Origin of the sequence: Mesorhizobium sp. 1M-11, assembly GCF_001303895.1 — a bacterium.
Taxonomy (GTDB): domain Bacteria; phylum Pseudomonadota; class Alphaproteobacteria; order Rhizobiales; family Rhizobiaceae; genus Mesorhizobium.
This window is the reverse complement of record NZ_LJSD01000001.1, coordinates 417703-430596: the sequence shown is the minus strand read 5'-3', so window position 1 is coordinate 430596 and position 12894 is coordinate 417703. Positions and strand designations below refer to the sequence as shown.

At 62.9% G+C, this 12894-nt stretch carries 6 protein-coding genes; 1 reads left to right on the top strand and 5 read right to left on the bottom strand.

Annotated features, from left to right (window positions below; translation table 11 throughout):
* Window positions 1–9: 9 nt before the first annotated feature.
* From cysW to AO692_RS01920, 5 genes are all read right to left on the bottom strand, one after another.
* Window positions 10–894, bottom strand: a complete 885-nt coding sequence (gene cysW / locus AO692_RS01940) for a sulfate ABC transporter permease subunit CysW (RefSeq protein WP_054308327.1) — start codon at window positions 892–894, stop codon at window positions 10–12.
* Window positions 887–1738, bottom strand: coding sequence for a sulfate ABC transporter permease subunit CysT (gene cysT / locus AO692_RS01935; protein ID WP_054308326.1), 852 nt, complete (start codon window positions 1736–1738; stop codon window positions 887–889). Before cysT ends, cysW begins: the two co-directional genes overlap by 8 nt.
* Before the next feature lie 74 nt (window positions 1739–1812).
* A complete protein-coding gene (locus tag AO692_RS01930; protein ID WP_054308454.1) occupies window positions 1813–2841 on the bottom strand; it encodes a sulfate ABC transporter substrate-binding protein in 1029 nt (342 codons plus the stop codon).
* 205 nt (window positions 2842–3046) lie between these two features.
* Entirely contained in the window at window positions 3047–5158 is a 2112-nt protein-coding gene (gene pbpC, locus AO692_RS01925; RefSeq protein ID WP_054308325.1) for a penicillin-binding protein 1C, read from the bottom strand.
* A gap of 21 nt (window positions 5159–5179) precedes the next feature.
* The gene (locus AO692_RS01920) at window positions 5180–10654 is read right to left on the bottom strand and encodes an alpha-2-macroglobulin family protein (protein ID WP_054308324.1); all 5475 of its coding nucleotides are present in this window, start codon (window positions 10652–10654) and stop codon (window positions 5180–5182) included.
* Window positions 10655–11059: 405 nt separating this feature from the next.
* On the opposite strand from AO692_RS01920, the gene AO692_RS01915 reads away from it, so the two are divergent.
* A complete protein-coding gene (locus tag AO692_RS01915) occupies window positions 11060–12892 on the top strand; it encodes an autotransporter assembly complex family protein (RefSeq protein WP_244483230.1) in 1833 nt (610 codons plus the stop codon).
* Window positions 12893–12894: the final 2 nt, after the last annotated feature.

The window sequence follows — 12894 nt, the reverse complement described above, 5'->3', positions numbered from 1 at the left end:
ATGTCCCTGTCAATGTCCGCGTGTCGCGGCGAGTTCGGCGCCGTAGCGCATCTCGAGAACGGTTTTCAAGATCAGAGTGACGAGCGCAAGGCCAGCCAGCAGCGAGGCCACGGCGAAAGCGCCGACGGCGTTGTATTCGTTGTAGAGGATTTCGACATGCAACGGCATGGTGTTGGTCATGCCGCGGATGTGGCCGGAGACCACCGACACCGCGCCGAATTCACCCATGGCGCGGGCGTTGCAGAGCAGAACGCCGTAGAGCAGGCCCCATTTGATGTTGGGCAAAGTGACGTACCGGAAGACCTGCCAGCCATTGGCGCCGAGCGAAAGCGCGGCTTCTTCATCGCCGGTTCCCTGTTCCTGCATCAGTGGGATCAGCTCGCGCGCGACGAAAGGAAAGGTGACGAAGACGGTGGCAAGCACGATGCCCGGCACGGCGAAAAGGATTTCGATGCCATGCGACTTCAGCCATGGGCCGAGCATGGCCTGGGCGCCGAACAGCAGCACATAGACCAGACCGGAAATGACCGGCGAGACCGAAAAGGGCAGGTCGATCAAGGTGGTGAGGAAGGCCTTGCCCTTGAATTCGAATTTGGCGATCGCCCAGGCGGCGGCGATGCCGAAGACGACGTTGAGCGGTACGGCGATCACCGCAACAAGCAGCGTAAGGTGGATGGCCGACAGCGTGTCATGGTCGTTCAGCGATGCGAAATAGGCGCCGACGCCTTTGGCGAAAGCTTCCTTGAAGACGATTATGAGCGGCAAGAGCAGGAAGATGCCGAGGAAGACAAAGGCTACCGTCATCAGCACAGTGCGCGCCGAGCGGCTCTCGGTGACCGCTGCGGACGGGTTGTCGTGCATCGGCTCGTAGGATTTGATTTCCGGGTCAGCCATAGCGCTTGCGGCTCCATGCCTGAAGGAGGTTGATGACGAGCAGCATGGCGAAGGATATGGCCAGCATCACAGCGGCAATGGCGGTCGCGGCGGCGTAGTTGAACTCCTCCAGCCGGATGACGATGAGCAGCGGGGCGATCTCCGTCACCTTGGGCAGGTTGCCGGCGATGAAGATAACCGAGCCGTATTCGCCGACGCCGCGTGCGAAGGCGAGCGCAAAACCTGTGATGATGGCCGGCGCGAGCCCTGGGAAAAGCACACGGGTGATGGTCTGGAAGCGGCTGGCGCCGAGCGTGGCGGCTGCTTCCTCGACCTCCTTGTCGATCTCTTCGATGATCGGCTCGACGGTGCGCACCACGAAGGGCAGGCTGACGAAGACGAGCGCGACGATGATGCCGAGCGGCGTATAGGCCACCTTGATGCCGAGCGGCATCAACAGGCTGCCCAGCCAGCCGTTCGGCGCATAGAGCGTGGTGAGCGCGATACCGGCTACGGCGGTCGGCAGCGCGAAAGGGAGGTCGACCATGGCGTCGACCACACGCCGACCGGGAAACTTGTAGCGCACCAGCACCCAGGCAACGATCGTGCCGAAAACGACATTGATGGCGGCTGCGATCAACGCGGTGCCGAAGCTGATTTCCAGCGCTTTCAAGGTGCGATCGGCGGTGACGATGCGCCAGAAATCGACCCATCCGAGCGATGCGGAACGCCAGACCAGCCCGGCCAGGGGGATGAGAATGATAAGGGTGAGGTAGACAAGCGAGAAGCCGAGCGTCAGTCCGAAACCCGGAATGACACTCGGCTGCTTGAACCGCCACCCCGCCTGCGCGGGTGTCGTGGTCATGTTGTTGTTAGTCCGTCCCTTCCTGTTCCCTTACCGGTGGGCGCCTCGACAACGTCGTGGCGTCGCCGCAACCCTCACTGCGCCGGCTTGTAGACTTGGTCGAATATACCACCGTCGGCGAAATGATAAGGCTGTGCCTTCTTCCAGCCGCCGAATTGCGGATCATCGATCGTCACAAGCTTGATCTCGGGCAGCTTGGCAAGGTCCTCGGCCGGGACGAGCTCTGGCTTGGCAGGACGGTAATGGTTCTTGGCGATGATCGTCTGACCCTCTTTCGAATAGAGGTATTTCAGATAAGCTTCCGCCACTTTGCGCGTGCCTTTGGTGTCGACATTGCCATCCACGACGGCGACAGGCGGCTCGGCGAGGATGGACGTAGGCGGGTAGACGACATCGAATTTGTCGGCGCCGAATTCATCAAGCGCCAGATAGGCCTCGTTTTCCCACGCCAGCAGCACGTCGCCGAGATCCTTCTGGGCGAAGGTCACGGTCGAACCGCGAGCACCGGTGTCGAGCACCGGAACGTGCGAAAAGAGGTTGGAGATGAATTCCTTGGTCTTGGTTTCGTCGCCGCCGTTCTGAGCGTTGGCGTAGGCCCAGGCCGCGAGATAGTTCCAGCGTGCGCCACCGGAGGTCTTCGGGTTCGGGGTGATGACCTGGACGCCGTCCTTCACCAGATCGTTCCAGTCCTTGATACCCTTGGGGTTGCCCTTGCGGACCAGGAAGATGATGGTCGATGTGTAAGGGGCGGAATTGTGCTCGAACTTGGTGCGCCAGTCGGGATTGATCTTCTTCGACTTCTCGACGATGGCGTTGATGTCGCTCTCGAGTGCCAGTGTGACGACATCGGCTTCCAGGCCGTCGATGACGGCGCGTGCCTGCTTGCCGGAACCGCCATGGGATTGCTGGACAGTCACTGTCTCGCCGCTCTCCTTTTTCCAATAGGCAGCGAAAGCCTCGTCGAACTGCTTGTAGAGCTCGCGGGTCGGATCATAAGACACGTTGAGAATGGTCGTATCAGCGAACGCGAAACCGAGCGCGCCGAACTGGACAGAACCGGCGATGAGGATGCCGAGCAGTTTCTTGAAATGAGGTTTGGTCATTTCCGCCTCCGTTGAACCGTATTCTACTCTATCGAAATTGTAGAATTTGGGTGCGGCGAAAGTTGCCTTTTTCGGGGCTGCGAAGAAAAGTTCCAGCGATTTGGTGGCCGGACAAGAAAATTCTACCTCACCCGAGCCGACGAGGCCGATCACAAATGGAGTCACGGATCGGAAACTGAATGCCGCAGGCCGTCGTGGCTCAAGCCTATTCGATGAACACCTTGACGCTGGTGGCACGGCCGGCGGCGTCGATCACGGTCAAAGTCGAATAGCCGCTGCCGTCCGGTAGCCAGGTCGCGGTGCGGCGACGGTCGATCCCGGCCAGTGGTTTGCCGTTGGCGAGCCAGCGGAATGGCGCTCGGCCACCCTGAAGCTTCAACACCAGTGGTGTGGCTTCGGACCCCGAGACACCGAGATCGACGCGGGCGCCGTCGGGCGGGAAGACGATACGCGGCGCCGGTTCGGTGGCTGCAATGCCGACCGGAGTATCGGCACCTGTTCCGAAACGGACGAGGGTGACCGGCAGGTCCTCGCGTCTCGGTCGCAGCACACCGGCAGGTTGGCTGGGCAAGGCGACAGCGGCAAGGCCTGATCGGACAAACCCCTCGAACAGGATGGGTGCGGCCGACACATAGCCGGAGAGGCCGGGTACGGCACTGGCATCGGCGCGGCCGACCCAGACGCCCAAGACATAACGGCCGTCGAAACCGATCGCCCATGCGTCGCGGTAGCCATAGGACGTGCCGGTCTTGTAGGCGATGCCGCGCCGCGGTGCACCTTCGGGTGGCCTCACGCCGGCCAGGATATCGGTGATCTGCCAGTTGGCCTGCTCGTCCAGGATGGTGGTGGCGTTGCCGGTTACAGGCACGGCCTCTGTGCCGTCGCGCAGTGGATGCACCTTCCCGCCATTGGCAAGGCCCGTATAGAGCTGGACCAGATCGCGCAGGCTGGCGCCGACGCCACCGAGCCCGATGGCGAGACCCGGTGGCTGATTAAGCGGCAGAACCGGGGACACGCCAGCCTGACGGAAGCGGGCGGTCAACCGCGCCGGCCCAACCGCGTCCAGGATGCGGATCGCGGGTACGTTCAACGAAAGCTGCAGGGCCTGCCGGATCGAGACGTCGCCCTGATAGCCCATGTCGAAGTTTTTCGGCCTGTAGCCGGAGAAGTCGGCCGGACTGTCCTCGATCATCGTTTCCTGCGCGACCATGCCTTGTTCAAAGGCCAGTCCATAGATGAAAGGCTTCAGCGTCGAACCCGGTGAGCGGACGATACGGGTCATGTCGATCCAGCCGGCACGGCTGGAATCGAAGAATGATGCAGAGCCGACGCTGCCCAAAATGTCGCCCGTGCGAGAATCGGCCAGCACCATGGCGACTGACAGTTTCGGCTCGAGCCGGCCGGCCGCTTCATGCGCCACGGCTTCCAACCCTTCCTGGACGCTCTTGCGAAGGGTGAGTTTAAGCGGTGCGCCGGCTTCCGCCCTGCGCAGCAAGGTGTTGGCGGTGTGCGCCGCGAAGGCAGGCAAGGGCCGTCGCAAGCCCGAGACGTCGTCGAGTGCCGCGCGGCGCGCCTCACGCTCACCGATCAGTCCGGCCGAGACCACGCGGTTCAGCACCCGATCCCGTGCGGCCTGAGCAATCGTAGGGTTCTTGTCAGGACGGCGGCGCTCCGGCAATTGCGGCAGCGCAACCAGAAGGGCTGCTTCCGAAACCGTGAGACGGCGCGGTTCCTTGCCGAAATAGGCAAGCGAGGCGGCGCGGACACCTTCGAGATTGCCGCCATAGGGTGCCAGGGTCAGATAGTGTTCCAGGATCTGGCGTTTTGACAGCCGCCGCTCGATCTGCAGCGCGCGCAGCATTTGCTTCAGCTTGGAGCCGACGGAACGGCTTTCGCGCGGCTCGATCAGGCGAGCCAGCTGCATGGACAGTGTCGAGCCGCCCGAGACGATGCGGCGGTTGCCGGCGAGTTGCATCGCCGCACGTCCCAGTGCGAGAGGGTCGATACCTTCGTGGTCCCAGAAGCGCTTGTCCTCATAGGCGACCAGCATGTCGATGAAGTTCTTGTCGACCTGATCGAGGCTCGCCGGCAAACGCCAGTATCCGTCCTTGGTGGCGAAGGCACGCAGCAACGCGCCGTCGCGGTCGAGGACTTCGGCCGATACCGGCAGTGTCTTCGGCAATGGCGGCGGAAAGGCACGGTCGAGCCCCCACAGTCCACCGGCAGCAATTGCGGCAAAGCCAACCGCAGCGCCGGCGAGGGTCGCGAAGCGCCGCAGTCGTTTTCGCGCGGGGTGAGGGGAGACAGCGTCTGTCATGACCGCCTCGCGGCGCCGGCCTTACGGCGCCTTCACCTCCATCATGCCGGTGGCGGTGCGGGCCGAATATTGCGGCCGGTACATGTCCTCCACGCTGGCCGCCGGATGCGCGTAGACGCCTGGCGTCACCGCCCGAACCACATAGGCCAGGGTCTTGGTGCGGTCGCCGTCCTCCGCGGCCGGATCGAAGGCCGCGACGAAACGGTCGTTGCGGAATTCGAGATGCGCGGCATTGGTTTGCGCCAGCCAGGAGAAGTTGGAAAGCTGAGCCGAAGAAACGAGACCAGGATTGTCGATCTCGAAGCCGGCCGGCAGCAGATCGGTGATGAGCACACGCTGCGGCCAGTCGTTCAGTTCCGATACCTTGAGGACGACGACATAACGCTCGTTCTGCTTGGCCTCGCTGACATTCGCCTCATTGCCGTCGAGCGTGTAGTAGGTGCGCTCGATGGTGAAGCCGTCGCCGCCCGCCGGTAGAGGCTGTGCCGGCGCGGCAATGGTGGTGACGACAGCCTGCAGGCCGTTCTTGCCGGCATTGGCTACGGTCAACGGGCTGTCGAGCAGCGTCTCTCCCGTCATTTCGGTCGAATAGGCACCGCTGTGCGGCTGACCGTTGATGGCGAGCTTGATGGTGTCGTTGCCGTTCTTCAGTGCGCGGGCAGCCAGCAGCATCCAGGCATTGTCCTGGGTGCTCGTCCAATGCTGCACGGCACGCTGCCTTTCGACCAGCTTGACCAGTTCCGGCACCACCGACGGCACAGGTTTGGATTCAGCGGCAAGCGCCAGCATCGCCGCGCCGTCCCGCAGCCCCGAGCCGTAGTCGGAACGGTACCAGTCATAGTTGCTGGTGTTCTTGGCCAGCGTAAGCGCCGCCTGGAACGTAGCCTCCGAACGCTGCGCGTCTCCGTAGAGCGCCAGGGCGGCGGCCAGTTGCGCCACCGCCATCGGACTGGAGAAGGCCTCCAGCTTGGTGTCGGCATAATAGCGCAGGTCGCCGACAGACGCCTTCTTGTTGCGGGCTAGCACGTAGAGCGCGTAGGCGATCTGCGAGCCGCGATCCTGGACGTCCTGATCGTAGCCGAGCGAGTTCTGCAGGTTTGCCAGCGCTTGCGAGATCGCTTGGGCGGGTACGTCGTATTTGGCCTCGCGTGCCCTGGTCAGGAAATCGGTGACGTAGGAATCCAGCCACAGGTCGCCCGAACCCGGGCCCCACAGGCCGAAGCTGCCGCCGGAAGCCTGGTAGCTCAGCACCCTGGAGATCGCTTCCTGCACCCGATCGTGCAGGCCTGGATCGTCCGGGATGCCATACCCCTTCGACATTTCGCTCATGTAAAGCAGGGGCAGCGCGCGGCTGGTGGTCTGCTCGGCACAACCATAAGGATAGCGGTCGAGCGACAGGATCAATGACGGCACGTCGAGCGCCGCCGACTGCGATACGCCGACGCTGACCGAGGAACCTTGCAACGTGCTTGCCGCCAGGAGTTCGCTGTCCACGCGCAATGAAGCGCCGTTCTTCAGGTCCACCACAAGACGGACCGGGACGGGAAGCTGGGCGGGACGAACGGGAAGGAACAATGTCTGTTCGGCGGAAGGCCCGCCGTCCTTGGCAAGCTTCACCGTGATGGTGGCATCGCTCGGTGAGACGCCGATCAGCGGCACACTCAACGTCTGACGCTTGCCTTCAGCCAAGGTGAGCTTGGCCGGTACAGCTTCATTGCCGATGGTGATGTCGCCGGTTGTTTCAATGGCGAGCGCATAGTCGCCGGCCGGCGCATCCGTGTTGGCGAAGTCAAGCCGCATGGTCGCGGCATCGCCGGGTGCCAGGAAGCGCGGCAGGCCGGCGGTGATGACAATCGGATCGCGCACGATCACGTCGCTCACCGCATGGCCGACGGCTTCCTTGGTCCATGCAACGGCCATGACACGCGCGGTGCCGTTGAACTGCGGCAGATCGAAATCGACGGTGGCCTTGCCTTCGGCATCCAGCTTGACGATGCCCGAGAAGAAGGCGACCAGCTTTTCGGTCGGCGGGCTGCCCTGGCTCTGCATGGCGTTGCCGTCGCCGCCGGTGCGCAGCTTGCCGGTGGTGCCGAGCGAGCCGTCGATGAGGCGGCCGTAAAGGTCGCGCAGTTCCAGACCCATCATGCGCTGGCCGAAGAACCAGTTCTCCGGGTCCGGCGCCTTGTAGCTGGTGAGGTTGAGAATGCCGACATCGACGGCGGCAACCATGACATAGGCATCGCTCCCGGGCGCTACTCCGGTCACCGAAACAGGGACCGACAGCGTCTGCCGGGGCTCCATCTTGGCCGGGGGCGCAAGCGCGACGCCGAGCTTCCTGGCGCCGGGATCGATCTTCAGCCATTTCACGCCTATGGCGCGGGCCGGCATGCGGCTCTGCTCCGCGTCGCCCGGCCTGAACAGGGTGGCCGTGACATAGGCTCCGGCGCCCCAATCGTCGGTGACCGGGATATCCACGGTGCCGCCATCCTTGGGAATGCTTACATTGAAGGTTTTCAGGAGACGGTCGGCCCCGACCGTTACCAAGAGCTCGCCGGCATAATGCGGCGATACTTTCAGCTTGGCGGTGTCGCCGACGGCATAATCGTCTTTGTCGAGGGCGATCTCCAGCCCGTCCGGGGTTTCGGTCGAGGTGGCGCTGACATACCAGCCGCCATCGAACTCGTAGGACGAGGCCGGGCCCTCGGGATCGGCCGTTTCGACCTCCAGCCGGTAGCGTCCCCAATCGACCGGTAGCGAGACCGTCGCTTCGCCGTCGGCCGCGATATCGACCTTGCCATTGGCAACGGCCTTGGTGAGGTTCACCGCTTCATAAGCCCAGGAGCCGCCATTACGATACCATTGATAGTTGCGCTCGACCCTGACCAGCGACCATTGCGCGCCGGCAAGGGCCTTGCGATTGCCGTCACGATCCACCGCGATCAGGCTGAACTTGGCGGTGCCGCCCTGCGGCACCTCGTCATTGTCGAAGTCTGGTCGGATGCCGATCAGATCGCCTTGCGGGCGCACGGCGAGGTCGAGCGAACGCTCGACGGCGCGACCGCCGGTTTCACGCATGCGCACCGTCACCTTGGCGCTCACCAGTTTGGTGGTGGCCGGCAATTGGTTGATCGCGACGGGGAAGGTTGCCTTTCCATCGTCGCCCACCACCGGCAGATCGGCCAGCGGCGTCACTGTCGACTGGGCCGCCTGCTCGTCGGCGAGGCCGAAGGCAAAGCCCTTGAAGCGGTCCCAGTCGCGCGTCACCGACAGCGTCGTCTCGCCTTCCAGCGCAAGCCCGGCCGCCGGCGCGCCGTAGAGGAAGCGGCCATCGACGGTGATGTTGGCGGTCTCTCCCTGGGCGATCTCTTTCTTGTCTGCACTGAGGTCGAACTCGATGCGATCTGGCACGAAATCCTCGACCAGGAACATATGCGTCGCCACCGCTGCCTGTTTCGGATCGGTATGGATCGACACCGTCCAGGTGCCGCGCATGGCATTGGGTTCCAGCGCCAGATCGACAGCATGGCCGCCGGCCGAAATACCGTCGCTGACGATGCGCCGCGCTTCGACCCCGTCGGGGCGCGTGAAGATGAAGGTCAACGGCAGGTTCTCAACCGCCTTCGAGGCATCGTCGCGGGCGAGCGCCTGCACGTGCACGTCTTCACCGACGCGGTAGATGCCGCGCTCGGTCCATGCATAGACGTCAAGCGCGCCGGGTGCGGCGCGGCCGGCCACGCCGCGGTCCGAAAGATCGAAACCGGCCTTGGCCATGTCGAGGAAGACGAAGTCCTGGTCGCCTTGCTTGGCCATCAGCACCGCCGGCACCATGCCGCCTTCGCCACGGGTGAGGCCCGGATTGAAGACGGCGCGGCCTTCGCCATCCGTCGTGGCGGTGCCGAGGATCTCGTTGTTGCGGGCAAGCAAAGTAAGTTCCGCGCCCTGGATGGGCTTGGCACTGCCCAGCGAGCGGGCGAAGACGTTGAGGCCGTCCTGGCCGGTGTAGGTTGAAAGGCCGATGTCGGAAACCACGAACCATTGCGTGGCGCGCGAATTGTACTCGTCGCTCTTGTCGTCCACCGGCTGCGCCGTGAGGATATAGACGCCGGGCTTGCGCTGCGGCAGCGCCTCGTCGACCGGGAAGGACGTCGTCACTTCCTTGTTGAGGTCGCCGGCGATCTCCATGCGGCCTTCCCAGATCGGCTGCCCCATCTGCTCCTTGATGTTGGAAAGGTCGTAGCCGTCGAGCTGGCGCAGGAACTGGTAGCCGGAGAGAAGCTGCGCCAGCGAGCGGTCGCCGATGCGGAAGAGCTTCATGTCGGCGGCGTTCATGTTGACGGTGACGACCGGAATGCCGCGGCGTACGCCGGACGGCAGCACGAAGCTGTCGCCGGTGAAGCGGGCGGACGGGGCACGGTCCTGCACATAGATCGACAGCGTTACGGGAGCTGCGGTCACCTCGCCGATGGCGGCGGGAATGCCGGCGCGGAAGACGACATCATAATGCTGGCCGTGTTCGAGCCCTTCGACGCAGATCTGCTTATCCTTCGCCTCGACCGCCTTGGGCGCCGCGCCGCCGATGGTGACGAACTGCGCATAATCGACGCCGGTCTTGACCAGTTCCTCGGAGAACTGCGCGCAGATGCGTGGACTGGAGGTGTCGGCATCGACGGTATGTTCGACGACACGGAAACCCTTGCGCGCCTTCAAATCCTCATATTCGGAACGGACGGCCGCTGAATTCTCGAGCGCGAGGCTGGCCTCATAGGCCTGCAAGGCCGGACGATATTGATCGCGGCGATCGAGACCGCCAGCGAGCAGCGCCAAAGCTTCGGCGCGGGCACCTGCTGTCCGCGACAGCTTGTAGCCGAGATAGGCGGCCGAGGTGGCGTTGGATTGCAGCGTCGATTGATTGTCGCTGGAGGCTTCCAGTGTGGCCAGGATCTCGCGTGCCAGTTTGGGCCAAAGCGCTGCATCGTCCGGCATGACTGAAGCCGCGGCTTCGTATTTCTGCATGGCGGTGCGATGATCACCGGAGAGCGCCGACTGCTCGGCTTCCTGCTCCAAAGTGGTCAAGCCATCGGTGGGCTTGGTGTAGCCCGGGCCGGTCAGGAAATTGCGGTATTGCTGCGCCTGATCGGCCATCCAGGCCGGAAAATAGCTGAGTTCCGCAGGGGCGCCGATGTCCGGAGCGGTGTCGATGGTGACGACCTTGCCGCCGACGGCGCCGGCAAAGGGCTTCAGCGTGTTGAAGTCGGATTTGAGGAAGCACCATTTCGCCTTGGTGTTGTAGGTGAAGGCGCGGCAGGCCGAATCGCCGAGGCATGTCGTCTTGCACTGATCGAGGGTGAGGTTCTGCTCGGAGCGCAGGTCGAAGCCGAAATAATCGGAATTATCCGTTGTCACGATGCGCTTTGTGTCCGCCGCCTGGACGGCGCCGAACGAAGCAAACAGGAAAAAGAACAGAATCGGCAGAAAACGAGCCGCGCGCAATGCCATCACACCCTCCTGGCACCTGATAGTCCCCGGCATGTTCAAGCTTCGGCAAGGCTTGTCAACGCTCCCGGCGGCGTGCAAACCGCTGGTTGCAGACATCTTTTGCCGGCCTGTCGCCGGGACATCTTATCTAGGGCACAGATCACACAATTTTGCGACTGCACAAAAGGTGTGTATTCCAAGCCCGGTACAATTCGGACAATTGAACTGTGGCCGCATTGTGAGTTTACGAGGACTTCACACGTTCATTCCAATTTTAGCATTTGGGTGCATTGGGAGGACAGAGTCTGGATTCGAGGGCAGGTTGAGTAGATGCCTGTTGTGGTGAGGCGTTGTTTGTTGGAGTGCACGTCCTGGCGTGCGCTTTCGCGCGCCCTGCTTTTGGCCACGCTCGGCGTCTCCGCCATCATGATCGAGGGGCGAAGCGCCTCGGCTTTCGAATTGTTCGGAATCAAGCTCTGGGGTTCCGAAGAGGAAACAGACGAGGCGATCACCGATCCCTTGCGCTACACCGTGACCATCGAAGCTCCGGACGCTGACGACGACCTGAAGGAAAAACTGGAGAATGTCTCCAGCCTGAAGAACGACGAAGAACGCCCGGTATCCGGTTCGCTCGGTCTGATGACCAAGGCGCGCGGGGATCGCGAGCAACTGGTTGCTGCGCTCTATGAAGATGCCCGCTACGAAGGTGTCGTCGACATCGCCATTGCCGGCAAGTCGCTGGACGACTTGCCGCCCGACGCTGAATTCAAGGGGCAACAGCCCGTCCCGGTGACGATCACCGTAAGGCCAGGCCAGAAATTCACGCTCGGCGACATCCGTTTGAAGGGCGATGCCGCCGGCATGGCGAGTGCTGATTTCGGCCTGATCTCAGGCGGCGACGCGAGTTCCGGTGCAGTGTTGAAAGCCGAAGCGCGGCTGGTCAAGGCGTTGAAGGACGAGGGCAGACCGCTGGCCAAGGTCACCGATCGCGAAGTCGTGGCCGATCATGATGGGGGGCGGCTCGACGTGACGCTGACCGTCGAAGCCGGTCCGGTCGCGGGTATCGGCCAGACGACCGTCGAAGGCACCGAGGCGGTGGATCCCGAATTCACGGAATACATGACTGGCTTGAAGCGCGGCGAGCGCTATTCGCCGAAGCAGATCGAGGACGCTCGCGATCGTCTGCTTGGGCTGGAGGTCTTCAACAGCGTCTCGCTGAAGGAAGGCGACAAGCTCGATGCCGACGGCAATATCCCGATCGACGTTGAGGTGAGCGAACGCAAGCCGCGCTATCTGGGTGTCGGTGGTACCTTCTCCAATACCGAAGGACTTGGCCTGGAAGGTTATTGGGGCCATCGCAACCTGTTCGGCCGCGCCGAGAAGCTGCGCATCGAAGGGGCGATCAGCGGCATCGGCGCCAACGCACTCGGCGAGTTGAATTACAATGCCGGCATCATGTTCGAGAAACCGGGCGTGGTCGGGCCAGCCTCGAAGTTCTTCGCCAATCTGAAAACTGTCTACGAACATCCCGACGCCTATGACCGCTTCTCGACCAAGGGCGGCGTGGGACTGTCCTATGAGCTCGACAAGCGGCAGACCGTGTCGGCTGAGGTTTCGCTCGATTATTCGAAGATCACCGACAGTTTCGGCAAGCACGACTACCTGATCGCCAGCGTGCCGCTGCAATATGTCTTTGACAATCGCGACAACAAGCTGAACCCGAAGAGCGGCTTCAGGTTTCTGGCCTATGCCGAGCCGAGCTACGATCTCCTGAACGGCGCCACCTTCGTGAAATTGCGCGGTGAGGGCAGCGCCTATCAAGCAGTCGACAGCGGGGGCCGCTTCGTGCTCGCCGGTCGCGCTGCCATCGGTTCGATTGTCGGTGCAAGCCTTCAGGACGTTCCGGCCGACCGGCGTTTCTACGCGGGCGGCGGCGGCTCGGTGCGTGGTTATGCCTATCAGGGCATCGGCCCGAAGGACATCAACGGCCAGCCGATCGGCGGGCTGTCCTATTTCGAGACCTCAGCGGAAATGCGCATCGGCATCACAGATACGATCGGCATCGTACCGTTTGTCGATGCCGGTACGGTTTCCACCGAACAATTCCCCGACTTCTCCAATGTGAAGGTCGGCGCTGGTGTCGGTCTGCGTTACATCACGCCGTTCGGGCCGCTGCGCATCGACGGCGCAGTGCCGTTGAACCGGGAGCCGGGCGATCCTCGCTTCGGCATCTATGCCGGCATCGGCCAGGCGTTCTGACG